Genomic DNA, 24,082 nt, shown 5'->3' with positions numbered 1-24,082 from the left:
CGCCCTCAGCTGATCGCACGATCGAGATGCGTATAGCCGCCGTCGACGAACAGCCACTGGCCCGTCGTGTGCGATGCACGTTCCGACAGCAGAAACACGGCCGTATCGGCGATTTCGTCGGCCGTCGTGAAACGCTTGCCGAACGGCACCTTGCCCGCGATGCCGGCCAGCTTCGCGTCGGGGTCGTCGAAACTGTCGAGCCATCTCCGGTACAGCGGCGTCATCACCTCGGCCGGGATCACCGCGTTCACGCGCACGCCGTCGTCGCGCAGCGCGACGGCCCATTCGCGCGTCAACGCAAGCTGCGCGCCCTTCGCTGCGCAATAGCCGCTCGTGTTGCCCTGCCCGGTCACGGCCGTCTTCGACGACAGGTTGACGATCGCGCCGCGCGTCGCCTTCAGGTGCGGCACGCAGTAGTGCGCCATCACGTAGTAGTGGATCAGGTTGCGTTCGAGCGACGCGACGAACGCATCGCGCCCGGCATCGAGCCCGATGCTGTCGTTGACGCCCGCATTGTTGACCAGGCCGTCGAGGCGGCCGAAACGCCCGATCGTTTCCGCAACCGCGTCGCGGCACCGCGCATCGTCCTGCAATTCGACGGACACGCACGTGGCCTGCGGCTGCTTCTGCACGAGTGCGCGCCAGAACGCATCGTCGGGCGCGTGGCGCGCGAACACCACCGGGATCGCACCTTCTTCGGCCAGCCGCATCGAGATCGCGGCGCCGATGCCCGACGCGCCGCCGGTCACGATCACGACCTTGTGTTGCAGATTCAAATCCACTTCGCGTCTCCGTCGTTCATGTTGTCGGCACGCATGACGCGCGTCGCGCGCGGTCGTGCTTCAGCCGCGGAACCGGTATTGCTCCAGCGATTCGGGCTTCATCTCGATCGAGAAGCCGGGCGCCGTCGGCGGCATGTACGCCGCGCCGCGCACCACGCACGGCTCGACGAAATGCTCGTGCAGGTGATCGACGTACTCGGTCACGCGCCCTTCCTTCGTGCCGGAAATGCACACATAGTCGATCATCGACAGATGCTGCACGTACTCGCACAGCCCGACGCCGCCCGCATGCGGGCACACGGGCAGCCCGTACTTCGCCGCCATCAGCATCACCGCGAGAATCTCGTTCACGCCGCCGAGCCGGCACGCATCGATCTGCACCACGTCGATCGCGCCGCGCGCGATGAATTGCTTGAACAGCACGCGGTTCTGGCACATCTCGCCGGTCGCGACCTGCACCGGCGCGATCGCCTCGCGGATCTTGCGATGCCCTTCGACGTCGTCGGGGCTCGTCGGCTCCTCGATGAACCAGGGCCGCGCGAACGCCAGCTCGCGCACCCAGTCGATCGCCTCGTCCACTTCCCACACCTGGTTCGCATCGATCATCAGCTTGCGATCCGGGCCGATCACCTCGCGCGCGATCGTCACGCGGCGGATGTCGTCTTCCAGGTTCGCGCCGACTTTCAGCTTCACGTACTCGAACCCGGCTTCGACGGCTTCGCGGCACAGCCGCCGCAGCTTGTCGTCGCTGTAGCCGAGCCAGCCGGCCGACGTCGTGTAGCACGGGTAGCCGTCGCGCTCGAGCAGCGCGATCCGTTCGGCCTTGTCCGGCGCCTGCCGGCGCAGCAGGTCGAGCGCTTCGTCCGGCGTCAGGCAGTCGGTCAGGTAGCGGAAGTCGATCGCGCGCACCAGCTCCTCGGGGTGCATCTCGGCCACGAGCCGCCACAGCGGCTTGCGTTCGGCTTTCGCCCATAGATCCCAGACCGCATTGACGACGGCGCCCGTCGCCAGATGGATCGCCCCCTTGTCGGGGCCGATCCAGCGCAACTGGCTGTCCGACGTGACGTGGCGCCAGAAACGGCCCATGTCCGCACGGATCCAGTCGAGGTCGAGGCCGACGACGAGGTGACGCATCGCGTCGATCGCCGCGCAGCAGATCTCGTTGCCGCGCCCGATGGTGAACGTGAGCCCGTGACCTTCGAGCCCGTCGCGGTCGGTTTCGAGCACGACGTAGGCCGCCGAATAATCGGGGTCCGGATTCATCGCATCGGAGCCGTCGAGCTGGCGCGAGGTCGGGAAGCGCACGTCGAGGACGCGCATCGATCGAATGATAGGCATGACGAATCGTCCGCGAAAGGAAATCAGGCCTGCACGGTGCGCTGGCGTTGCTCGCCGAGCCCGTCGATGCCGAGCGTGATCACCTGCCCGGCGCGCAGATAGACGGGCGGTTTCTGCCCGAGACCGACACCCGGTGGCGTGCCCGTCGAGATCACGTCGCCCGGCTGCAGGCTCATGAAGCGGCTCAGGTAGCTGATCAGGTGCGGCACGCGGAACACCATCGTCGCGGTCGTGCCGTTCTGGTAGCGATGGCCGTCGACGTCGAGCCACAGCCGCAGCCCATGCGGATCGGGCACGTCGTCGGCCGTCACGAGCCACGGGCCGAGCGGCCCGAACGTGTCGTTGCCCTTGCCCTTGTCCCACGTGCCGCCGCGTTCGAGCTGGAATTCGCGCTCCGACACGTCGTTCACGACGCAGTAGCCGGCGACGTGCGACAGCGCGTCGGCTTCCGCGATGTAGCGGCCGCCCTGGCCGATCACCACGCCGAGCTCGACTTCCCAGTCGGTCTTCTCCGAGCCGCGCGGGATCTCGACGTCGTCGTTCGGCCCCGAGATCGCACTCGTCCATTTGCCGAACACGACCGGCTCCTTCGGCACGTCCATTCCCGATTCGGCCGCGTGGTCGGAATAGTTGAGGCCGATGCAGATGAACTTGCCAACGCGGCCGACGCACGCGCCGAGCCGTGGCGTGCCTTCGACCAGCGGCAGCGACGACGGCGGAATGCCGCGCAGCCGCGCGAGCGCGGCCGGTAACAGCGCATCGCCGGCGATGTCGTCGATCACGCCGGACAGGTCGCGGATCTGGCCCTGCGCATCGAGCAAGCCCGGCTTCTCATGGTGTTTGTCGCCAAATCTCAGCAATTTCATGTCGTCTTGAGCGGAAACGGAAAGTGAAGGGGAAGGCGCGGTCAGTTTGACCAGCCGCCGTCGATCAGGTGGATCGCGCCGGTCGTGAACGACGCTTCGTCGGATGCGAGGTAGAGCGCGAGCGCGGCCACTTCTTCCGCGCTGCCGATGCGGCCGATCGGCTGGCGCGCAACGAACGCCTGGCGCACCTCGTCGGTCGACACGTGGCGCGTGCGCGCCTGATCCGCGATCCGCTGCTCCAACGACGGCGATTCGATCGTGCCCGGGCAGATCGCATTGCAGCGGATGCCCCGCTCGACGAAATCGGCGGCCACCGCCTTGGTCAGCCCGATCACGGCCGCCTTGGTGGTGCCATAGACGAAGCGGTTCGGCACGCCCTTCACGCTCGATGCGGCCGACGCCATGTTGACGATCGACGCGCCGCCGGCTGCGAGCATCGCGGGCAGCAGCGCGCGGATCAGCCGGTACATCGACGTGACGTTCAGGTTCAGCGAGAACGCCCATGCGTCGTCGTCGCAGTCGAGGATCGAGCCGTGGTGCACGAAGCCCGCGCAGTTGAACAGCACGTCGAACGCGCGCTCGCTCGCGGCGAGCGCCGCGACGTCGTTCGCATCGGTCACATCGAGCCGCCGCGTGGTCAGCCGGCCGCCCGCGCGTTCGGCGTCGGCCTCGAGCCGCACGAGCGCGGCTTCGTTGATGTCGGTCGCCAGCACGTCGGCGCCTTCGCTCGCGAACCGCAGCGCGGTCGCGCGGCCGATGCCCTGCCCGGCCGCCGTCACCAGCGCGCGTTTGCCCTGCAATCTCATGAGCAACTCTCCCGAAAAAGCCGGCCGCCCGTCGGCCGATTGGCACAAAGGACTAAAGGTCCAACCAATCATAGGAAGTGATTTCGCGTTTGTCACGGAATCGGAATTCGGTATTTACCCGACGTCGAGGTACGGTCAACCTGGCACTTTTTTCGTTCAGGCTGACAGGTCGGAATCTGTGTGCGCCAACGGCCCGACGATCCCGTTATCGCAATGGAAACGGGATGCCGGAAGGGATAGGCGGTGGCGTATGCCATGAGCCCGGACAGTTCGTCCGGATGTGCGTGATCACATTCTGCGGGTCAGGCAAACGCGCGTCGCCCAACGGCGGGCGCCCCGTCAGTCCATATGCCGGAGATACGACGACGCGATCGCGCGCAGGTCCGGTGACGTGAACACGCGCGGATGCAGGTAGGCTGCCGCTTCGGCCAGCACCGCATGGCGCGCGATCGGCCCGAACGATTCGATCCAGTGATCGCCGACGCTCACGATCCTCACCCGGCGTGTCGACGCCAGGTGCTGCCACACCGGATTCGTCTCGAAGCCGCGCCGGCCGCCGTCGTCGTAGACGAAAATCAGGTCGGGCTTCGCGAGCAACAGTGTCTCGAGGCTCATCTGGAACGCCGTGTTGTCGCGCTGCGCCGGCCGCGGATTGCCGCCGGCGATGTTGACGCCGCCCAGCGCATTCAGCAGCGAACACGTCATGTTCTCGTCGTAGAACGCCCACGGCGCGACGCCCGCCCCCCAGACGAACAGGTAACGCGGCGCGCGGCGCAATTCCGCACGCGCACGGAATGCCGCGAGCACGCCGGCAAACCGCCGGTTGAGCGCGGCGGCCGCGTCGGCGCGGCCAAGTGCGGCGCCGACGAGCGCAATGCTGCGGTCGCTGTCGTCGCCGGTCTCCAGGTCGAGCGCGAGATACGGCGCGATCTGCCGGAGCCGCGCCGCGTTCGCTTCGGTATAGCGGCGGATGGCGACGATGAGGTCGGCGTGCGCGCTCGCCAGCAACTCGAGGTTCGGGCTCGCGCGCTGCCCGAGGTCGATCACGCGATCCATCGTGTCCAGCAGATACGCGGGCCGCCGGCTGCGCACGAGAAACGTCGACGCGATCGGCTGCACGCCGAGCGCCAGCGCCGTATCGGCGCCGAAATACGAAATCGCCGCGAGCCGGCTCGGCGAGGCATCGAAGCGCAGCGTCACGCCGCGATCGTCGACGACATCGTACGGCCGCGCCGGCACCGCCGCGCGCACGGGCCGCGCGAGCACCGACGCCAGTGAGGCCGGCAACGCGAACGACAGCGCGCGGCGCTTGCGGTCAATCATGGCCGGCGGCGCCGAACGACGGCTCGATGTCGCGCACGCCCCGCACCGCATCGCCCGCCACGCTGCCGGGTGCGGCATAGCCGAGCGGGTGGCAGACGGGCACGCCGTCGCTCGCGCCAAAGAGCCGCTCGCTGCGCACATGGAATACGTCGGCGACGAAGGCTGGCGTCAGCACGTCGACCGGCGCGCCGTCGGCAACGAGCCGACCGGCGCGCATCACGATCGCGCGGTCGGCGAAACGCATGGCCTGATTCAGGTCGTGCAGCGACATCACGAGCGTCAGACCGAATTCGTCGTTGAGCCGCCGCAGCGTCTGCATCACGTCGAGTTGATGGCCGAGGTCGAGATAGGTCGTCGGCTCGTCGAGCAGCAGGATATCCGCGCGCTGCGCGAGCGCCATCGCAATCCATACGCGCTGGCGTTCGCCGCCCGACAGCGCGACGAGCGCACGTTCGCGCATCGCGACCAGTCCGGTCATCTCGAGTGCCCATTCGACGGCTTCACGATCGTCATCGGTTTCGCCGCGCAGCCAGCTCCGGTGCGCGAACCGTCCGTGACGGACGAGGTCCTGCACCGTCAGACCGGACGGAACGTCCTGTGTCTGGGCCAGGAACGCGATCCGTCGCGCAAGCTTGCGGCGCGGCCATTGCCGCAGCGAAACGTCGTCGAGCGCCGCATCGCCGCCGCGCGGTGCAAGCAGGCCGGCAAGCGCACGCAGCAGCGTGCTCTTGCCCGAACCGTTCGGGCCGAGCAGCACGGTGATCCGGCCGGGCTCGATCGACAGCGACAGGCTGTCGACGATGCGGCGCGGGCCATATCCGAGCGAGAGATCGCGGGCAACGAGTGTCATCGTGACGACCGGGACAGCAGATAGAGAAAGAGCGGCGCGCCGAACATCGCGGTGACCGCACCCACGGGAATTTCGGCCGGCGCGACGACGATGCGGCCGGTCAGATCCGCCAGCGCGGTGATCAGCGCCCCGCAGAGGAGTGCGAACGGTGCCTGCCGCACGAGCGGGCCGCCCACGGCGAGCCGCGCGAGATGCGGCGCGATCAGGCCGACGAACGCGACCGGGCCGGCAATCGCCACCGCGCATGCGGCAGCGAAACCGGCATAGACGATCGCCACGAGCCGCCAGCGCTCGACGTTCAGCCCGACGCTCGTCGCCGCATCGTCGCCGAGCGACAGCACCTGCACCGCCGGCAGGATGACCGGCAGCAGCGCGATCGTCGCCACGGTCCACGGCGCGAGCAACAGCACGTGCGGCCAGCCGCGCGCGTACAGGTTGCCCGCGAGCCACGTCAGCAGCACCTCGATGCGGCTCGAGCCCCAGCCGGCGAGGATCGTCATCGCAACCGCATACATCGCCGCGCTGACGGCGACGCCCATCAGGATCAGCCGGAACGGCACCGTGCCGTTGCGCCACGCCAGCGCGTAGACACCCAGCGCCGCACCGATGCCGCCCGCCTGCGCGACCAGCGGCATCCACGTGATGTCGTACGCGTCGAGCCGGCTGCCGTCGAGCGACCCGGCGAAATTCGCGACGAGCAGCAACAGCATCACGCCGAGCGTCGCGCCGGACGACACGCCGATCACGCCGGGCTCCGCGAGCGGATTGCGCAGCGCCGCCTGCAACACGAGCCCGCTCGCCGCGAGTTGCGCGCCGATCATCAGTGCGAGCAGCACGCGCGGCATGCGCAGCTCCCACATCACGAAAGCGACGTCGCGCGCGCCGTCGCGATGGAGCAGCGCCTGGACGGCCGACGTCAACGGGAAATCGGCCGCGCCGAAACGAACCGACAGCACGACCGTGAGCACCAGGATCGCGGCCCACCCCGCGCCACGCGCAAGCGTCCGCCTCCATGCGCCACCCTGTGCATTCGGCGCGCCGATCAGCCGGCCAGGAACGCGCCTCATGCCGATACACCTTCGTCGCGGCGAATCATCGCGATCAAGAGCGGTGTCGCGACCAGCGCGGTCAGGAAGCCGACCGGCAGTTCGCGCGGCGCGGCCACCGTGCGGGCGACGAGATCCGCGGCCGCGACGAGCAACGCACCCGCCAGCGCCGTCACGCCCAAGGTCCGCCGATAGCTGCCGCCGAGCGCGGCGCGCACGAGATGCGGCACGCATAGTCCGACGAAACCGACCGGCCCCGCGATCGACACCACCGACGCCGACAGCGCAACCGCGATGCCGCCGAGCATCAGGCGCCAGCGCATCAGGTCGAGGCCGACGCCCTGCGCCGCTTCGTCGCCGAGCGCGAGCGTGTCGAGTACGCGCGCGCCGGCCAGCGCGGCGCCGAGCCCCGCGACGGTCCACGGCGCGACCATCGCAACCTGCTGCCAGCCGACGCCCGCGAAGCCCCCGGCCAGCCAGTAGAACAGCGGCCCGGCTTGCGGCCCCGCCACGATCATCAACGAAATGACTCCCGCGCTGCCGAGCGCGGCGATCGTCGTACCGGCCAGCGACAGGCGCAACGGCGACAGCTGCGCGCGCCACGCGAGCGCGAACGTGAGCGTCGCCGCGATGCCGCCGCCGGCCAGCGCGGCGAACGGCAACAGGCCCGCGGACCAGCCAGGCACCAGCACGGTTACCGCAACGACTGCCAGCGCCGCACCGCTCACGACGCCCGTCAGCGTCGGATCGGCGAGCGGATTGCGCGTCATGCCCTGCATCAGCGCGCCGGCCACCGCGAGACTCGCGCCGACCATCAGCGCCGCGATCAGGCGGGGCAGCCGCAACGCATGAACGATCTGTGCGGCGGGCGTATCGCCGCCCGCCAGCGCATCGAGCGCAGCGACGGGGCTCAGCACGAGGTTGCCGGCGCACAGGCTCGCGAGCGCGATCGCAGCCAGCGCCGCGATCAGCACCAACACGAGCGCGCCGACCCGTGCGCGCCCGCCGGGTGCCGAACCCGGCATGGCAGCGCGCGGACGTTTCGCCGCAGCAGCGCGTGCGGTCATGATCGCGCCGCCGCACCGGCCTGTTTCGCCAGTGCCCCCAGCCGGTACTCGAACTTGCGCAGCAGCATCGTCGCGGTCGCGGCCAGCCCGATCGCGAGCCCGACCCAGATCCCGTAGATGCCGTAGCCGAGCGTCACGCCCGCCGCCCACGCGACCGGCAGCCCGATCATCCAGTAGCCGACGATCGAGATGCGGAACGAACTCTTCACGTCGCCGAGCCCGCGCAGGATGCCGACGCCGATGTTCTGGCTGCAATCGAAGATCTGCAGCAGCGCCGCGATCGTCAACAGCCCGGTCGCGAGCCGCAGCACGTCGGCGTTCGCCGCCGAGCCGCGCGCAAGGAACGGCGCAAGCACGCGCATCGGCGCGACGAGATACGGCAGCGCGACGATCAGCATCGTGCCGACGCCCAGCGCCAGCCCCGTATAGCCGAGCCGCCGCGCGCCGCGATAGTCGTGCTGCGCGCACGCATGGCTGATGCTGATCGACGATGCATGCGACAGCCCGACCGAAATCATGAACACGATGTAGATCACCTGGTTGACGACCGTCTGCGCCGCGAGCGCATCGGTGCCGAGCGTGCCGATCACGAGCGTGAGTACGGTGAAGAACGCGGCTTCCGAGCCGTAGGTCGCGGCAATCGGCACACCCATCTTCAACGTCTGCCTGAACGCATCGGCATCGGTACGCCAGCAGGCCAGCGAAAGGTGCTCACGCAGCGCCGCCCGGCGCTTCGCGATCGTCAGGAACGCGACGAACGACAGCAGGTACACCGCGCTCGTCGCGCAGGCGACGCCGGTCAGGCCGAGTTCGGGGAACCCGAAGCGGCCGAACATCAGCGCGTAGTCGAGCACCGCGTTGACCGCGATCGACACCACGGTGATCGCGAGCAACGGCCCCGGCTTGCGCAACCCGACGGTGTACTGGCGCAGCGACTGGAACCACAGGCACGGCAGCATGCCGGGCGCTGCCGCGGCGAGGTAAAACGCGGCCTGCCGCGCGACGCCCGGATCCTGGCCGAGCCACACGAGCGGCCGCTCGACGGCCAGCATCAGCAGCACGAACACGAGCGCGGCGAGCGTCGACAGCGCAAAGCTCGCCCGCACGAGGCGCATGATCCGCGCCGTGTCGCCCTGCCCGTTCGCAAACGCGATCAGGTTGCCGGTGCCCGTCACGAGGCCCGTGCCCATCGTGCGCAACTGGTTGAACAAGGTCAGCGCGAGCCCGCCGGCCGCGATTTCGCGCGGGCCGAGCATCCCCATCATCACGATGTCGGTGGTCGTCAGCGCGACCTGCGCGAGCTGGGTGAGGATGAGCGGCGCGGCAAGCGCGCCGATGTGCCGGGCGTCGAGCCAGAACTGTCCGTGAGGTTTCATGCGGGGGCGGAAAAAATCGGAATGCCAAGTGCGCGACAGGCCGGGCCGCTCATGCGCCGCAGCCTGCCGCGGTCCATCACAGGTCGGTCGACACCGACAGCCAGAACGTGCGCGGCGCGCCCGTGAACAGGTACCCGGTCGGGTTCGCCTGCCAGTAGTCGCGATTGAACAGGTTCGTCACGTTCGCGCGCAGCGTCACGTCGCGGCCGGCGACTTTCGTCGTGTAGCGGCCGCCGAGATCGAAGCGCGTCCAGCTCGGCACGTGCTGCGTGTTGTCCTGGCTCACGTAAGCCTTGCCCGTGTAGATCATCCGGCTCGTCAGCGTGACGCCCGGCACGAACGGCGTATCCCATTCCGCGCCGAGTGTGGCCTGCAGCGACGGTGCGCCGATCGCGTGATTGCCGTCGTAGGTGCCGCCCTGCGTGCGGCGCAGCCGCGCGTCGAGCCACGTGACACCGCCCAGCAGCCGCACGCCGCGCGTGACTTCGCCGAAGCCGGACAGCTCGAGACCGCGATTGCGCTGCAACCCGTTGAGGCTGTACAGCTTGCTGACCGGATCGACGATCCCGCTCGGCACGTCGATCTGGAACAGCCCGAGCGTCGCGCCGAACTTGCCGAGATCGAGCTTGGTCCCGACTTCGTACTGCTTCGACTTGAACGGCGCGAACACCTGGTTCGGGTTCGCCGCGTCGGGCGGCGGTGCCGAACCGGGCGTCAGCGCCTCGATGTAGTTCGCGTAGAACGACAACTGGTCGAGCGGACGCACGACGAGCGCGACGGATGGCGTGGTCGCGCCCTGGTCGTAATGCGAGGTTTCCGCGCCAGACGTATCGAAGTTGCGGCTACTCACTTGCTGGCGACGCACGCCGACGGTGAGTTGCACGAGCCCGCCGGCGGCCGACAGCGTATCGGCCACGCCGATGCTGCGCAGGATCTGTGCGCTGTCCTTCGCTTCCGGCGACACCGACACTGCTGCACCGGGCCCGGCGAGGCGGGTCGGCATGGTGATGTTCGTCGCGTAGCTGCCGTACGCGGTCTGACCGAACCACGTGGTCTGCTGCAGGTAGTCGCCGCTCACGACGAGCTGGTGATCGATCGGCCCAGTCTTGAAGCGCGTCCGCGCACCGGCCTCGGCCGACAGCGCATGCGATGCGCCCGACTGGTATCGCGACGTGGACTTCGCATCGCCTTGCGCATTGATGATCGTCGCGCCCGGGTCTTCCAGCTTGTCGTAGCCGAAGCGGTTCATGCCCACCGCGCCGAACAGCGTCACGTTCGACGACAGGTCGTATTCGGCGCGCCCCAATGCCGTCAGGCTATGGGAATTCGAATAGGAAAACGTCTGCGCGAGGTTGGTCCGCGAATCAGGCGCCGACGGCACCGCGATGCCGGCGATCGGCGTATAGCCGCGCACCGGCGCACGCATGAAGTCTTCCTGGTAGATCACGTCGCCCGACACGCGCAGGCGGCTGCCGCGGTAGTCGAGCCCGACCGACAGCGACGTATTGCGCCGCGACTGCTCGTCGATCGGCGTGTCGCCTTCGCGATGGGCCGCATTGACGCGCACGCCGAATTCGCCGTTCTGGCCGAAGCGCCGGCCGATATCTGCATGGCCACCGAACACCGAACTCGATGCGTATTCGGCGGTCAGCCGGTTGAGCGGCGTGTCGTCGGCGCGCTTCGTCACGACGTTCACGCTGCCGCCGACGCTGCCCTGCGGCATCATCCCGTTCAGCAACGCGCCAGGCCCCTTCAGGATCTCGACCCGTTCGACCGGATCGGCGCCCACGCGATAGGCCGGCACGAGCCCGTAGAGACCGTTGAGCGCGATCTCGCTGTTCTCGACGCGCAGCCCGCGGATCGTGATCGCGTCGTAGCGGTTGGTGCTGTCGATCGCCGCGCGAACCGACGGGTCCGTGGTGGTCAGCAGGTCCGCGACGCTGGTCGCCTGCTGGTCGCGGATCAGCTTTTCCGTGTAGCTCGACATGCTGAACGGCGTGTCCATGTAATCGCGATTGCCGAGCATGCCGACCTTCGCACCCTGCGCGACCTGGCCGCCCGCATACGCTTCGGGAATGGCGTCGCCGACCCGCTTGCCGAGCACGTTCACGGCAGGCAGCACGCCCGCTTCCGCGCCTGCCGCAGCCGACGCCGGGCGCAGCGAGAAACTGCCATCGGATTGCCGCACCGGCTCCAGGCCCGTGCCGTTCAGCAGCGCCTGGAATGCACCCTGCACCGAGTAGGTGCCGTGAACACCCGCACTGGTTTTCCCGGCCGTCAGGTCACCCGGCACGCTGAGCATCACGTCGGCCTGATCGGCAAGACGGTTCAGCGATGCCGACAGCGGGCCGGCCGGGATGTCGTATCGCCGGGTGGCGGCCTGCGCGGCTGCGCCGCCACCCGATTGGGCCGACGCCGCCTGCCACGCGCCGCTCCCGGCGAGTGCGAGGCCGAGCACGGCGCACCGAACGGCGTGCGCGGCAGGACGATGCGCCGTGCGCAGCGCACGGGACATCCGCGCGCTGCTGCGCGCGGACAACGAAAAATCGGAATTCGACGAGAACGACGGGCGACGCATGGACGGCATTCCTTGAGAATGAAGTGAGCAAGGGGAGGTCCATCGCGCGTCTAACAGAGCCGGATACCTTGGCTTGATAGCGGCTGCGCCCGGTCATTCGGGCAGCGCCATGCTGGCTGCGACTGTCGCCATTGCGACGACACCTGCTTCCGGACGGAAACGGATGTCGGCAAGCCGGGGCAGATGCCCCGCCTCATGGCGCCGGGTCGGCATTCAGAGCACTGATTGATCTCCGAATGGTCCTCTTTCATCTGTTAATCGGATGACGTCCGGAAATGCGAACCAGAATCGGAAAATTTTTTGCAGCCGCGTCGGACACCCTGCGAAACCTCGTCCTGGCGAGGCATCACGCCGGCTGCCGAGCCTCGATCGTGACCCACCACGGCAACGTGCGGCGTACCCGGATCGGCAGGTCGCGCTCGAGCATCGCGAGCATTTGCTCGGGGTGGTCGGCCGGAAAGCGGCCGACCACGCGCAGGCCGGCAACTGCGGGATCGACGCCGATGTGCCCGTGCTGATAGCGATCCAGCTCGGCAATCAACACATCGAGCGTGACGTCGTCAGCCAGGATCACGCCGCGCGACCACGCTTCGCGCGCGGGATCGGCGCGCTCCGGAGCGTAGATCGCATCCGCCGTGAACTGCCGCTGCTGACCGGCCGGCACGATTTCGACGTGACCGGCCCGGTTGCGAATCTCGACACGGCCGCCGAACACGGCCAGCAGTGTGTGCGTGCCGGACTGACGGACGGTGAACCGGGTGCCCAGCGCCTGCATCCGGCCGTTCGGCGTGTCGACGAAGAACGGCCGTCCCTGCGTGTCCTTCGCCGTATCGATGAGGATTTCCCCCATCGTCAGTGTCAGAAGGCGCCGAATGTCGTCGTAGTGCACGTCGAACGCGCTGTCCGTATTCACCCAGACGCGCGTGCCGTCGGCGAGCTGCACGTCGCGCCGCTCGCCGATCCCGGTGCGGTAGTCCGATCGCCATGCAATCACGCGATCCGCCAGTGGCGTGAAACGCCACGCGAACCAGCCGGCGAGGCCGGTGCCGGCCAGCGCCGCGAGACTGCCCAGCACATGGCGCCGGCTCGCCGCACGCGTCGCGGACACGTGCACGGCCGCCGCCGCGGCATTGCGCTCGCCTGCGCTCTCCCCCCTCAGCGGCTCGAAGCGCCGGCTGACCGCTTCGACATGCGCCCACGCGCGCCGGTGTTCAGGCCGCTCGGCCAGCCACTGCGCCCACGCGTGGCGATGCTCGCCACTTCCGCCATCGGCATACAGCAGCGCATACCAGTTGGCAGCCTGTTCGAGACTTTCGAAATCCGCCTGGACGCCGGATTCGGCGGCGGACGAGGACGACGAGACAGCCATCGGTCAGTGCTTGAGGCCGGCGTCGAGCAAGGCGAGCTGCAGCATCGCCTGGGCGAGATACTTCTGCACCATTCGGTCGGAGACCCCCAGTTCGCCCGCGATCTCGCGGGTGGACAGGCCATGAATCTGCGCCATGACGAATGCGCCCCGTGCCTTGTCCGAAAGCCGGCTGATAAGCGCGCCGATTTCCATCAGCGTTTCGATGACGATCGCGCGATCTTCAGGCGAAGGCGCGCAGGGCTCCGGCTGGGCGGCGAGTGCGTCGAGCCAGGCCTGCTCGACCTGGCGCCGGCGAAACAGGTCGATGCACATGCCCTGCGCCATCGTCCGCAAGTAGGCGCGCGCCTCGGCGTCGCTGTCGAAACCCTTCGGTGCTGGCTTGAGGATCAGGCGAAGAAACGCGTCCTGCGCTAGATCCGCCGCGTCGAAAGCATTGCCCAGCCGCCGGCGCAGCCATCCCTGCAACCAGCCATGGTGGTCGCGATAGAGCGCCTGCACTTCCTGATGCACGGCAAATTGAGCGGCGGACATGGAACAACCCCTTCTGCTTTAAAGGCGCGAGACGAAAAGACAAATAAGAATCATTCCGGTTTATAAACCAATTCAATTGGTTTACGCAATATTTTGCAATTAGGGGCCGCATTGAATTGCCCGCATCGACGCCCGCTCATTCATCAGATGATTTTGGCGAATCCGGAGGTTGCCGGCCGCGGTTCGCCGCATGCCATCGTGCGAGCGGAAATCACCCACCCTTCGCCTGACATGCCGGACACGCTCCGGAAATCACCAGGGACGCGGCGTGACAGGTGTAACGGTGCCGGGAAGCGACGTGTTCGAGTTGCGCAGTCAGTTCAAACGGATCGCCGCCCGTGCACCGGTTTGCACGGCATCGACGGCAACGCGGGTGAAACGGACGGCGCGGCGTGATACCCACCCGACCGGCGGCCGGGTGGTCACCCAGGGAACAAGCGTCGGCACGCGAGGCAACCCTGCGACCTGATGCAGGGCAATGCTTGCAGCCCGCCCGCCGTCGATTACGAGTCGAGCGACGTCATGCCGGACTGCAGGTAGTTCTGGATCCCGACCTTCTGCACCAGCTCCAGTTGCGTCTCGAGCCAGTCAATGTGCTCCTCCGTATCGTCGAGAATGTTCTCGAGGATTTCGCGCGACACGTAGTCCTGCACCGATTCACAGTACGCAATCCCTTCCTTGCAGGTGGCCTGGGCGATGCGTTCGAGTTTCAGATCGCATTCAAGGATCTCTTCCGTATGCTCGCCGATGAGGAGCTTGTGCAGATCCTGAAGATTCGGCAGCCCGTCGAGCATGAAGATGCGTGCGATGAGCGCATCCGCATGCTTCATCTCGCCGATCGATTCCTCGTATTCGTGCTTGCCGAGCTTGTCGAGCTGCCAGTGACGATACATACGGGCATGCAGGAAATACTGGTTGATCGCCGTCAGCTCGTTCTTCAGCTGAGCATTCAGGTATTCGATGACTTTCTTGTCGCCTTTCATCGCGGTTCTCCCGTTCGGCCCGTGCATCCGCACGCCACACCCAGAACCAACAATAGTCGGCAGCCAGTCGAATCGCAAACGACTTCCCGATGCGGCAGACAACCTCGAAAAAACACGGAATGCGTTCGAATCCGGCGCGGGGCAGATGCAATCATCCTGTAGTGCGAATGATTTCAATTTCCATTTTTTTCCGCGAATGCCGTTGCGACGCCGATGGTCCGCCGCCATTTTCCGGGCGGCGCCCCACACCCTGCTGATCCAAATCGGAATGGAGCGCCGCAATGGAGCCGACTCATTTACCACCGATGCGTATAACTGGCCGTCAGCACCGCCCCCGCCGCGGGCAAGCGGCTCGTGTTGTTGCTGTTGCGCATGAGCTGGCTGTAGAGCGGCAGGTAGTAGCGATTCAGCAGGTTTTCGACGCCGACAGTCACGCGATCCTTCTTCGTGATCTGGTAGCGCGAGATCAGGTCCACCGTCGTGTAGCTGCCCACGTCCATGCGGCCGAACCCGATCTTGTCGTTGAGCCGGTAATCGCGCGCTGCGTAAAACGTCGCCTGCAGCCGATTGCTCCAGCGCGGGTTCGGCCGGTATTCGAGATAGCCGGTCAGCTTGAGCGGCGGGATGCGATATCCCGTCATGTTCTGGAAGTTCGCGCTGTTCTGCGGCCGCTCGCGCCCCTGCATGTAGGTGATCGTGCCGCCTGCGCCCCACTTGTCGTCGTCGGATGCGTAGTCGACGGTCGCTTCGATGCCGGCGATGCGCTCGGCCGTGCGCGTGAGGATCAGGCCGTTGTTGAAGCTCTGTACGTCGCCGAGTTCCGACGTCGTGTAGAAGAGCGCGAGCGTGCCGTCCGCGTGACTACCCAGGCTGCCGCGCCAGCCGATCTCGTAGTTGTTGGTCTTCACGGGTTCGAGGCTCGACGAATGGATGTCGAAGCCGGCGGTCGCGTTACGCAATTGCAACCCGACGTCCGGCAACTGGAACCCCTGGCTGAACGATGCGTAGATTTCCTGGCTCGGCACCGGCGCATAGGCAACGCCCGCATTGAACAGCCACGCGCCGTAGCCGGTCGATCCGCCCGGCACCGTGTACTTTTTCGCTAGACGCAGCTGTGAAAGCGGCACGAAACTGTCGAAGCTCGCACTCGCATGTTCGTAACGCACACCGGCTTCCGCCGACCATTTGTCGCTGAACTTGTGCTGGAGTTGCGCGAAGCCGCCGACACTGGTCGTGGTCAGTGTCGGCAGGTACGTCAGCGTGCCGGTCTTGCGATAGACGAGGCCACCGCTGGCGTCATACGCCGCCGGCGAGAAAATATCGTCCGGCATGTCGCTGCGCTCCTGGTTGAAGTCGGCGCCCCACTGGATCTTCGTGCGGCCGGCGCGATCGAGCGGTGTCGTGATCGTCAGGCGGCTGCCGAACACCTTCGAATCCTGCATGACCTGATCGACGTAGTTGCCGCGCGTCGCCACCGCTCGCGCGTCGAACGGCGCGAAACGCGTGAAGTAGTTCCGGTAGTAGAGCTGGGCCGCCACCTCGCTGCCGAGCACGTCCTTGTTGCTGTACTGCAGGTTGAGTTGCGTGTTGCGGATGCGGTTCCGGTCGTCGAGCTGGAGCCCGTCTTTCGCACGCGCGACGGTCGTGCCCGGCGGCAGTTTCGCGACCGACGGATCGCTTCCGTAGTGCGTATCCTGTTTCGCGTCGTAGTGGCTCGCCGAGAACACGATGCGCTGATTCGCATCGATCCGGAATCCGAGCTTGCCTTCGACGTTGTAGACGTTCGAGTCGAACAGGTCGCCCTGACTGGGCTCCGGTGCGACGCGATGGCCACGCGCGTCATACGAGCTGCCGATGTGCTGCGCATCGACGTTGAATTCGTACTCGACGGGGCCGTGGCTGCCCGCGAAGAACTGCTGCACGGTGCCGCCGAGGCCGCCGCTACCCAGATGCGACAGCGGCGAAGTCATCGAGAACGTCGTCTCGGCGCGCGGCGCGCCGCCCGGCTGACGCGTCGTGATCGACACGATCCCGCCCGTTGCGCCTGCCCCGTAAACGGCGCTGCTGCCGCGCAGCACTTCGACTTTCTCGATGTTGTTCGGGTCGACGTTCGCGAGGTTGCGCGCCGAATCGCGATTCGTATTCAGCGGTACGCCGTCGACCAGTACGAGTATGTTCCGGCCGCGCAGGGTCTGGCCGTAGTCCGTCATCGTGTGGCTCGAATCAGCCATCCCCGGCACGGCCTTGCTCAGTACCGTCGCCAGATTGTTCGATCCGGCTTCGAGGTCGCGCAACGTGTCGCGACCGACCACGGTGATCTGCCGGGTCGGTCGAACGAGATCGCTGTGAGTCCGGTCGCCCGATACCTCAATGGCCGCGAGTTCCACCGGCTCCGTGGCACGACTCGCGCTCGCACCGGCACTCGCATTCGCACTCGCACCGGCAACCACGCCTGCACTCGCCGCCGCACCCGTATCGATCTTCGGCGCCGCTGCGGGTGCTCCGCGCTCAACCGTGAACGTGTTCCTTCCCGTCGCACGGGCATGCAACCCCGAACCCGACAACAGTTGCGCCAGTGCCGCTGCCGCGGTCAGCCTGCCCTTGACGGCCTGGCTTGCCCGTTGTTCGGCGCTGGACGTCGAAAACAGAAGCTGCGCGCCGGATTGACGCGCGAATGCATTCAGCGCGCGGTCCAGACGCTGCGCGGGAATGTCGAATGACGACACGTCACCGCCTTGCCCCCACGCGGCAGCCGACAGACAGCCCGCAACCGCGACACACACGACGCGCCCCACACCGGCTTGGTGCCCAGTAACCCCCATACCACCGCTCCTCGTTTGAATCGTTATGAATCGATGACGCTTACGAGGATTGCCGGACGAACCGGCCGGTTTGTTGACGTCCGGGTGGAAATTTCTTTAGTGGAGATTCAGCGGTGCGCGACGAGGACCGTGCCGTCCGCGTCCCGCTTCACGTTGAGCGGCAGCACGCCGGGCAGCATGTCCAGCAGCGTGTCGACGTTGTCGGTATTGAATTGCCCGGACAAGCGCAGGTTGGCGGCGCGCGGGTCGAGCTTGACCGGTGCGCGCCGGTAGCGGCGAATTTCCGCGATCGCCACGCTCAACGGCGTCCCGTCGAAGACGAGCCGCCCTTCGCGCCAGCTCAACGTGGCAGCTGGATCGAACGGCTGGAGCGCGCCGATTCGATCGCCTTTGACGACGACGGATTGCTCGGGACGGAGCATCACCGCCGGGCGTTGCGCCACGGCGACTTCCACGGCTCCCGACACGACGCCGACCTGCACGTCCTGCGCATCGCGGCGCACGGTGAAGCTCGTCCCGATATCGTGGATCGTCACATCGCCTGCGCGTGTGACGAATGGCCGGAACGGCGAGTGCGCGATCTCGATCGATGCCTCGCCCTGTTCGATCAGCATGCGTCGCGAGCGCACATGCCACTCGACGCGCGCCGACGATCCGGTATTCAGCACGAGCCGGCTACCGTCGGCGAGGGGCCACTCGCGGTGCTCGCCTACTGCCGTCGCGAGCGTGTCGACCCGGTACGCGGGATCGGCATGCCAGACCATCAGCGTCGCCGCGACACTCAGCATCGATGCGCCGACGACACGCCGGACGGTTCGTCGCCGCGCCGCGCCGCGCACCACCGCGTCGAGCGGATAACGCGCGCGCAACGTGTCCTTGAAAGGACCGAGCGAGTCGTCTTGAGAAGAAGTCGAATCGTGACTACGGGGAGACTCAGGCAGCATCGGCATTTGCCGTCTTGGTGTGCAGGGTGTTCTGCAAGATCGGGGTGAGGTCCGTCATCGCGCGGGCCATGTGTTTGGCGACCATGTTACGTGATATGCGCAACTGCGCCGCCACTTCTTCCTGCGACAGGTCGTGCAGCTTGTGGAGGATGAACACCTCGCGACAGCGCGCGGGCAGCGCGTCGATGGCCCGTTCGAGTTCCTGCACGGTCTGCCGGTAGCTCAATGCCTGCTCGCCGTCGATATCGTCCGACCGCAAGTCCGGAACGTCGACCCCGGCCGGCTCCATGCGGCTCGCGTGCAATTCGTCCCCCCTCCATCGGTCGATGGCGCGGTGTATCGACAGATGACGCAGAAAGGCCAGCGGAGTATGGACCGGTTCGCCCGGCGGACGCTGAAGGAGTTGAACGCCGACATCCTGGACGACGTCGCACGCGAATGCGCGATCGCCGAAGCGATGCCGGACGTGATTGACGAGTTCCTCGTAGTGCTTGATGAACGCAGCGATCAGCGGAGAGTGGGAAGAGTCACGGGGCGAGCCGGTCACATTGCTACGGGATGAGCGAGCATCACGCCCAAAATGATAATAATTCTCATTATTGTGATTGATTACAAAACTGTCAACAGACGCCGTGCAGAGCCAAACTGACAAAAAAGTCATGTTCGCGTCAGGGTCTCAACGGGATGCGCGCGCCATCATGGCGTACCGGACTGCGCTTCAGGTCCATCGCCACCCCGCCCGCGTTCGATCCCTGCGGGCACCTCCGTCCCCCGGCGATGGGCTCCGTGACTGGGCGAGCAGACACGGCGCGCAGGCCGATTTTCCGCCCCGGACTTCGTGTCCGGGGCGTTTTTGTCTGTGGTTTCCCAAGAAAATAAGCGTGGATTGTTTCTAAATCGGCAAAAGGTAATTTGAGCCAGACAGGATGTTTTTTCCGGTCACAGACGCTTACATTTAGCGCACCACTCATGGAAACCGCTACGGATTCGCCATCGGGTAGTGACATCCACTGCCACGGCCGAACCGCACGAGCTTTAGGAAACGGCAAAATGAAGGCCTCCAAATCCCTGCCTGCGCTCGATCCCGCCGACGTCCACGTCGAAATCCTCGAACGTTCCGATACGCTGCTCGTCGTCCGCTGGGTCGAGCCCGGCCGCTGTCACTACGGTGAACAGCGCTGGCGCCGCCGCTTCGCGCAACGCACCGGCACCTGCGCGCTGTCGCGTCAGGTGATCCAGCGCGGCGACGAAGTCTTCCGCCCGGCCGAGCGCCCGGCGCCCGCGAACGCGGCCGCGATGATCTCCGCCGCCGAAGTGCTCGCACTGGCCGGCGGCAGGTAAATCCTGCCGGCCGCGCGTCACGGCACGCGGCACCCTACGATGCGCCAGCGCTAGAAGCGCCGGTCTAATTCCCCCGCTTGTCTGCCACGCCCGCGCGCACTATCGTTACACCACTCAATGTAACGATTACGCGCCGCGGCCGCCCGGTCGCGCCGATGGAGGCAGACATGCATGCATGGAGCGCGCGCCACGTCCCGGCGCAAGGCGGCAAGGTCGCGGTCGTGACCGGCGCCAACAGCGGGCTCGGCTGGCAACTCGCGGAAACGCTGGCCGCGAAAGGCGCGACGGTCGTGATGGGCTGCCGCGACGCCGCCCGCGCCGCGCAGGCGGCCGACGCGATCCGCCGGCTCCATCCCGATGCCCGCGTCGAAGTCGACGCGCTCGACCTCGCCGATCTCGCGTCGATCGCACGCTTCGCGGCCGATGTGGCCGAACGCCATGGCCGCGTCGACATCCTCTGCAACAACGCCGGCGTGATGTTCCTGCCGCGGCGCCAGACGCACGACGGCTTCGAGATGCAGTTCGGCACCAACCACCTCGGCCATTTCGCGCTGACCGGCCATCTGCTGCCCGCGCTGCGCGCCGCCCGCCGGGCGCGCGTCGTGACGATGTCGAGCGGCTTCAACCGCGGCGGACGGATCCGCGTCGACGACCTGCGCGCCGAGCACCGCTACAACCGTTATCTCGCCTATTGCGACAGCAAGCTCGCGAACCTCGTGTTCGCGATCGAACTGCAGCGCCGGTTCGAGCGCGCGGCATTCGCCGGGATCAGCGTGGCCGCGCACCCCGGCTACGCGGCGACCAACCTGCAGTTTGCCGGCCCGGCGATGGACAGCTCGCCCGCCCGTGCCGCGCTGATGCGGGCCGCGAACCGTTATCTCGCCCAACCAGCCGACCAGGGTGCGCTACCCGCGATTCATGCGGCAACCGCGCCCGATCTCGCGGGCGGCGCGTATCTCGGGCCGTCCGGCTGGTTCGAGTCGCGCGGGCTGCCGGCGCCCGCGAGCGTGCCGCGTGCGGCGCGCGACGTGGCCTCGGCGGCGTTGTTGTGGGAAGCGTCGGAAGCCGCGACGGGCGTGCGTTTCCTCAGTTCGGGCGCGCCGGCCGGACGCGCGCCGGGACGACCGTTCGACACGACGGCCGAGGTGCGCTGAAACACGCATCGCCCTCCGTCACAATCTTCATACTTATTACATCACCCGAAAAGAAAGCCGGTTGAAAGCCTGATTTGACGCGCTACTGTTACCACCCAGGAAACAATCTATCGTCAAAATCAGCGTTTACCCTGAACCCTCCGATGACTAAGATTTGATCAATCGCTTAAGACATGGTGTCGCGAGCGAACTCAATAAAACACCGGAGGTCATCATGAAATCGCTCGTTTCCGCAGTCGTTGCCGCTGCCGCCCTGTCCGCTTCGTTTGGCGCATTCGCTCAAAGCACCGTGACCCGCGCTCAAGTGCGCAACGAACTGGTTCAGCTCGAAAAGGCCGGCTACAAGCCGGGTCTGGCTAGCCCGTACTACCCGAACGACATCCAGAGCGCCGAAGCGCGTGTTCATGGTGCCGACACCAGCGGCTACGGCGCGCAACCGGCTCCGGCCGTCCACTCGGGCGCCCCGGCTGCAGCGTCGTCGAACGCTCGCGACTCGATCTTCTTCGGCCAGTAAGCCGATGCGCCCTCGGCGGGCGCCGCGCGTCGCGCGATGAAGAAATATCCGGACGAGCCCCCTTGCGGGGCTCGTCCTTTTTTATGAAACGCATACCTCCGCCGCCCGGCAACGGGTGGCTTCGCCCGGGCGCCTCGCGTCCGGGCGCTTTTTCATTTCCGAGGGATGCGTGCTAGCAGGATGAAGCCGCGCGCGCCCGTCAATGTGGCACGGCCGCGGCGGGCGCCGAACGCGACAACACGCGCCACCGCGACAGCAGTTCATCACGATCGATGTAGCAGCCCTGCAGGTGCCGGCGGCCGGTGGACGGATCGAACTCCGTGCGCGCATGCATCACGCGCCGGTTGTCGAACGCCCACATGTCGCCCGCCCGCAGCCGGCGCTGCACGCGAAAACGCGGCTCGCGTGCAAGCGCGAGGAACCGCCGGTACGCACGATAGACGGCCGCGACCGAACCGGCCGGTGCATCGAGCGGCCCGCGCAGGAAGTTCGCGACGCGCACCTCGGTGACGTTGCCGCGCGCATCGAGCCCGATCACCGGCGCCGAGCAGCGGTAGTCGCTGTGCGCACTCTTGTTCCAGAACTCGAACGGCGTCGACGCGAGTTGATCAAAATCGGCCGGATGCTCGCGCCGCAGCGCATCCGCGAGCGCGAAGCCGTCGAGGAACACGCTGTCGCCGCCGGTCGCGTCGTTCGCGAGGCAATGCAGGAACTGCACGCCCGGCTGCAATTCGCGGGTCGGCAGATCGGTATGCGGCGGCAGGTTCAGCGACGTATACGCATTGCTGTCCGGACGCGGCTTCGACTCGACGTCGAACAGCACGCCGAAATTGCTCTCGCGAATCAGGCCGATGCGGCGCGCGATCTCGTCGACGCGGCCGCGCTCGGCCGGCACGCCTTCGACGAGCGTCAGCCCGGTGCGTTGCAACGCGGCGAGCCACGCGAGCAACGCGCCGTCGTCCTCCATCACGTCGCGCCACGCGAACACGCCGATGGCCGTCGCGTCGTCGCCGGCCCACACGTGCCGGCCGTGCGCGGCCTGGCGCTCCGCGCGCGACGCGTCGTCATACGCATGCGCGCGCAACCAGCCCGGCGACCACGCGCTGCGATGCCCGTCGTTCCACTCGACATGCAGCGCGCCGTCGGTTTCGACGTGCACCGTGAGCGCGGCGAGATCCTCGCGCGCGTCGGCGATCTCGAACACCTGTTCACGCGTGACGGCATGCACGCACGCGGAACACGCGCAGTTGTCGCGCAGCCAGTCGAAATGAAACGGCGATCGTCGCGTGTCGCTCCACTCGACGTCCACCGCGCCATCGGCGATCGTCGCCGCTGCAATGGCCGCGTCGGCCGAAAACGTCCGCCAGTCCTCGATACGGTGTTGCGCTGCCTGCATCGTTGCCTCCCGGAAACGCCCGCTACGCGTGTGGTGCGAGCAGAAACCCGCCGACCGTCCGGTGCAGCCGCGCCGCCTGCGGGCTCGTTCCGAGCGCGCGCCAGCAGCCGTGCACCAGCCCCTCTCCCATCCAGTAGTGCGCGGCACCGCCGGCCGCGCGAATCCGTTCGACGTACACGCACGCATCGTCGCGCAGCGGATCGTGTTCCGCGCCGATCGCGAGCACGGGCGGCAGGCCGTCGAAACGCGCCGCCGCGAGCGGCACCGATGCGCGCAACAGCGGGTTGCCGTCTCCCAGCGCATCGAGCAAGCCGCCTTCCCAGTACAGCGCGCGATAGCGATGGACGTCGTCGAGCGTCAGCATCGGCGCGTGCGCTTCCGTTTCGCGCGCGGGCGATTGCGGTTCGAACCCGAGCATCGGATAGACGAGCGCGATGCCGTCGACACCGCCTTCTCCCGCATCGCGCAACGCGGTGGCCACGGCCGCCGCGAGCATGCCGCCCGCGCTGTCGCCCGCGAGCGTCAGCGGCTGCGCGCACGGCCCGAACGGCCAGCGCGCATCGCGCGCGGCGCGCGTGACGTCCAGACAATCTTCGAGCGCGGCCGGCGCGCGATGCTCGGGCGCCAGCCGGTAATCGACTGCGATCACGTCGAGCCCCGTATCGGCCGCCAGTTGCGCGGTGATCAGCGCATGACTGTCGAGCGAGCCGACGACGAAGCCGCCGCCATGAAAGAACAGCACGGTGCCGCGCGGCGCACCGTGCGCGGACGTGTAGCGCCGCAGCGCGATCGCGCGGCCGTCCGGTGCCTGCCAGACGGCGTCCTGCTGCACGATCCCGGCCGGCAGCGCGGCCGGGGTCCATTCGGCCGCGAAGCGGTCGTAGAGGCGGCGCTGCTCGCCGGCCGAGCGTGCCGCCGCGTCGGCCGGATACCACGCGTCGACGGCTGCGACGAACGTCGCGATTTCCGGTTCGAGCATCGTGTGCGTTCCGCGGT

At 67.3% G+C, this 24,082-nt stretch carries 21 protein-coding genes; 3 read left to right on the top strand and 18 right to left on the bottom strand.

Features of this window, described 5'->3' with window-relative positions; genetic code table 11:
* Positions 1-5: 5 nt before the first annotated feature.
* The 16 genes from G3N61_RS10240 to G3N61_RS10165 all read right to left on the bottom strand — a co-directional run bounded on the left by G3N61_RS10240 (position 6) and on the right by G3N61_RS10165 (position 19,342).
* Positions 6-782 (bottom strand): SDR family oxidoreductase, encoded by a 777-nt coding sequence (locus tag G3N61_RS10240; protein ID WP_205822333.1) that lies wholly within the window; start codon positions 780-782, stop codon positions 6-8.
* A gap of 60 nt (positions 783-842) precedes the next feature.
* The gene (locus G3N61_RS10235; RefSeq protein ID WP_089452052.1) at positions 843-2,120 is read right to left on the bottom strand and encodes an L-fuconate dehydratase; all 1,278 of its coding nucleotides are present in this window, start codon (positions 2,118-2,120) and stop codon (positions 843-845) included.
* 23 nt (positions 2,121-2,143) lie between these two features.
* Positions 2,144-2,986 carry an ureidoglycolate lyase gene (locus G3N61_RS10230; protein ID WP_205822332.1) on the bottom strand — a complete coding sequence of 281 codons (843 nt, stop codon included), beginning with the start codon at positions 2,984-2,986 and terminating at the stop codon, positions 2,144-2,146.
* A gap of 41 nt (positions 2,987-3,027) precedes the next feature.
* Entirely contained in the window at positions 3,028-3,792 is a 765-nt protein-coding gene (locus tag G3N61_RS10225; RefSeq protein ID WP_205822331.1) for an SDR family oxidoreductase, read from the bottom strand.
* Between the two features lie 339 nt (positions 3,793-4,131).
* Positions 4,132-5,115, bottom strand: a complete 984-nt coding sequence (locus tag G3N61_RS10220) for an ABC transporter substrate-binding protein (protein WP_205822330.1) — start codon at positions 5,113-5,115, stop codon at positions 4,132-4,134.
* On the bottom strand, positions 5,108-5,965 hold the full coding sequence (locus G3N61_RS10215; RefSeq protein ID WP_205822329.1) for an ABC transporter ATP-binding protein: 858 nt from the start codon (positions 5,963-5,965) through the stop codon (positions 5,108-5,110). The genes G3N61_RS10220 and G3N61_RS10215 overlap by 8 nt, the downstream gene beginning before the upstream one ends.
* Positions 5,962-7,032, bottom strand: a complete 1,071-nt coding sequence (locus tag G3N61_RS10210; RefSeq protein ID WP_089452047.1) for an iron ABC transporter permease — start codon at positions 7,030-7,032, stop codon at positions 5,962-5,964. The genes G3N61_RS10215 and G3N61_RS10210 overlap by 4 nt, the downstream gene beginning before the upstream one ends.
* The gene (locus tag G3N61_RS10205; protein WP_089452444.1) at positions 7,029-8,036 is read right to left on the bottom strand and encodes an iron ABC transporter permease; all 1,008 of its coding nucleotides are present in this window, start codon (positions 8,034-8,036) and stop codon (positions 7,029-7,031) included. Before G3N61_RS10205 ends, G3N61_RS10210 begins: the two co-directional genes overlap by 4 nt.
* Before the next feature lie 38 nt (positions 8,037-8,074).
* The gene (locus G3N61_RS10200; RefSeq protein ID WP_089452046.1) at positions 8,075-9,454 is read right to left on the bottom strand and encodes an MATE family efflux transporter; all 1,380 of its coding nucleotides are present in this window, start codon (positions 9,452-9,454) and stop codon (positions 8,075-8,077) included.
* A 76-nt stretch (positions 9,455-9,530) separates the two neighbouring features.
* Positions 9,531-12,032: a TonB-dependent receptor gene (locus G3N61_RS10195; protein ID WP_241017667.1), complete on the bottom strand. Its 2,502-nt coding sequence runs from the start codon at positions 12,030-12,032 to the stop codon at positions 9,531-9,533.
* Between the two features lie 346 nt (positions 12,033-12,378).
* Positions 12,379-13,401 (bottom strand): FecR domain-containing protein, encoded by a 1,023-nt coding sequence (locus tag G3N61_RS10190; RefSeq protein WP_205822328.1) that lies wholly within the window; start codon positions 13,399-13,401, stop codon positions 12,379-12,381.
* A 3-nt stretch (positions 13,402-13,404) separates the two neighbouring features.
* Positions 13,405-13,932, bottom strand: coding sequence for a sigma-70 family RNA polymerase sigma factor (locus G3N61_RS10185; RefSeq protein WP_205822327.1), 528 nt, complete (start codon positions 13,930-13,932; stop codon positions 13,405-13,407).
* A gap of 503 nt (positions 13,933-14,435) precedes the next feature.
* The gene (bfr, locus tag G3N61_RS10180) at positions 14,436-14,915 is read right to left on the bottom strand and encodes a bacterioferritin (protein WP_205822326.1); all 480 of its coding nucleotides are present in this window, start codon (positions 14,913-14,915) and stop codon (positions 14,436-14,438) included.
* A 296-nt stretch (positions 14,916-15,211) separates the two neighbouring features.
* Complete coding sequence (locus G3N61_RS10175; RefSeq protein WP_205822325.1) at positions 15,212-17,737, bottom strand: TonB-dependent siderophore receptor; 2,526 nt, start codon at positions 17,735-17,737, stop codon at positions 15,212-15,214.
* A 107-nt stretch (positions 17,738-17,844) separates the two neighbouring features.
* A complete protein-coding gene (locus G3N61_RS10170; RefSeq protein ID WP_205822324.1) occupies positions 17,845-18,687 on the bottom strand; it encodes a FecR domain-containing protein in 843 nt (280 codons plus the stop codon).
* On the bottom strand, positions 18,671-19,342 hold the full coding sequence (locus tag G3N61_RS10165) for an RNA polymerase sigma factor (protein WP_205822323.1): 672 nt from the start codon (positions 19,340-19,342) through the stop codon (positions 18,671-18,673). The genes G3N61_RS10170 and G3N61_RS10165 overlap by 17 nt, the downstream gene beginning before the upstream one ends.
* 389 nt (positions 19,343-19,731) lie before the next feature.
* Here G3N61_RS10165 and G3N61_RS10160 point away from each other — a divergent pair, with 389 nt between their 5' ends.
* The 3 genes from G3N61_RS10160 to G3N61_RS10150 all read left to right on the top strand — a co-directional run bounded on the left by G3N61_RS10160 (position 19,732) and on the right by G3N61_RS10150 (position 21,690).
* Positions 19,732-20,022, top strand: coding sequence for a DUF3331 domain-containing protein (locus G3N61_RS10160; protein WP_043180367.1), 291 nt, complete (start codon positions 19,732-19,734; stop codon positions 20,020-20,022).
* Positions 20,023-20,189: 167 nt separating this feature from the next.
* Positions 20,190-21,176, top strand: a complete 987-nt coding sequence (locus G3N61_RS10155; RefSeq protein WP_089452039.1) for an oxidoreductase — start codon at positions 20,190-20,192, stop codon at positions 21,174-21,176.
* A 214-nt stretch (positions 21,177-21,390) separates the two neighbouring features.
* Positions 21,391-21,690, top strand: coding sequence for a DUF4148 domain-containing protein (locus G3N61_RS10150; RefSeq protein ID WP_043180371.1), 300 nt, complete (start codon positions 21,391-21,393; stop codon positions 21,688-21,690).
* Positions 21,691-21,889: 199 nt separating this feature from the next.
* Here the strand turns inward: G3N61_RS10150 and G3N61_RS10145 are convergent, their stop codons facing one another.
* Positions 21,890-23,086: a TauD/TfdA family dioxygenase gene (locus tag G3N61_RS10145; protein ID WP_043180372.1), complete on the bottom strand. Its 1,197-nt coding sequence runs from the start codon at positions 23,084-23,086 to the stop codon at positions 21,890-21,892.
* 22 nt (positions 23,087-23,108) lie between these two features.
* Positions 23,109-24,065, bottom strand: a complete 957-nt coding sequence (locus G3N61_RS10140) for an alpha/beta hydrolase (protein ID WP_089452037.1) — start codon at positions 24,063-24,065, stop codon at positions 23,109-23,111.
* Positions 24,066-24,082: the final 17 nt, after the last annotated feature.

The organism is Burkholderia sp. Ac-20349 (assembly GCF_017104865.1).
Classification (GTDB): Bacteria; Pseudomonadota; Gammaproteobacteria; order Burkholderiales; family Burkholderiaceae; genus Burkholderia; species Burkholderia aenigmatica.
This window is presented reverse-complemented; position numbering and strand designations above follow the sequence as displayed.

Bases quoted from the DNA above. Each gene is read 5' to 3' on its own strand.
- G3N61_RS10235 (WP_089452052.1), bottom strand. From the start codon at position 2,120: ATGCCTATCATTCGATCGATGCGCGTCCTCGACGTGCGCTTCCCGACC.
- G3N61_RS10230 (WP_205822332.1), bottom strand. From the start codon at position 2,986: ATGAAATTGCTGAGATTTGGCGACAAACACCATGAGAAGCCGGGCTTG.
- G3N61_RS10225 (WP_205822331.1), bottom strand. From the start codon at position 3,792: ATGAGATTGCAGGGCAAACGCGCGCTGGTGACGGCGGCCGGGCAGGGC.
- G3N61_RS10220 (WP_205822330.1), bottom strand. From the start codon at position 5,115: ATGATTGACCGCAAGCGCCGCGCGCTGTCGTTCGCGTTGCCGGCCTCA.
- G3N61_RS10215 (WP_205822329.1), bottom strand. From the start codon at position 5,965: ATGACACTCGTTGCCCGCGATCTCTCGCTCGGATATGGCCCGCGCCGC.
- G3N61_RS10210 (WP_089452047.1), bottom strand. From the start codon at position 7,032: ATGAGGCGCGTTCCTGGCCGGCTGATCGGCGCGCCGAATGCACAGGGT.
- G3N61_RS10205 (WP_089452444.1), bottom strand. From the start codon at position 8,036: ATGCCGGGTTCGGCACCCGGCGGGCGCGCACGGGTCGGCGCGCTCGTG.
- G3N61_RS10200 (WP_089452046.1), bottom strand. From the start codon at position 9,454: ATGAAACCTCACGGACAGTTCTGGCTCGACGCCCGGCACATCGGCGCG.
- G3N61_RS10195 (WP_241017667.1), bottom strand. From the start codon at position 12,032: ATGCGTCGCCCGTCGTTCTCGTCGAATTCCGATTTTTCGTTGTCCGCG.
- G3N61_RS10190 (WP_205822328.1), bottom strand. From the start codon at position 13,401: ATGGCTGTCTCGTCGTCCTCGTCCGCCGCCGAATCCGGCGTCCAGGCG.
- G3N61_RS10185 (WP_205822327.1), bottom strand. From the start codon at position 13,932: ATGTCCGCCGCTCAATTTGCCGTGCATCAGGAAGTGCAGGCGCTCTAT.
- bfr (WP_205822326.1), bottom strand. From the start codon at position 14,915: ATGAAAGGCGACAAGAAAGTCATCGAATACCTGAATGCTCAGCTGAAG.
- G3N61_RS10175 (WP_205822325.1), bottom strand. From the start codon at position 17,737: ATGGGGGTTACTGGGCACCAAGCCGGTGTGGGGCGCGTCGTGTGTGTC.
- G3N61_RS10170 (WP_205822324.1), bottom strand. From the start codon at position 18,687: ATGCCGATGCTGCCTGAGTCTCCCCGTAGTCACGATTCGACTTCTTCT.
- G3N61_RS10165 (WP_205822323.1), bottom strand. From the start codon at position 19,342: ATGACTTTTTTGTCAGTTTGGCTCTGCACGGCGTCTGTTGACAGTTTT.
- G3N61_RS10160 (WP_043180367.1), top strand. From the start codon at position 19,732: ATGAAGGCCTCCAAATCCCTGCCTGCGCTCGATCCCGCCGACGTCCAC.
- G3N61_RS10155 (WP_089452039.1), top strand. From the start codon at position 20,190: ATGCATGCATGGAGCGCGCGCCACGTCCCGGCGCAAGGCGGCAAGGTC.
- G3N61_RS10150 (WP_043180371.1), top strand. From the start codon at position 21,391: ATGAAATCGCTCGTTTCCGCAGTCGTTGCCGCTGCCGCCCTGTCCGCT.
- G3N61_RS10145 (WP_043180372.1), bottom strand. From the start codon at position 23,086: ATGCAGGCAGCGCAACACCGTATCGAGGACTGGCGGACGTTTTCGGCC.
- G3N61_RS10140 (WP_089452037.1), bottom strand. From the start codon at position 24,065: ATGCTCGAACCGGAAATCGCGACGTTCGTCGCAGCCGTCGACGCGTGG.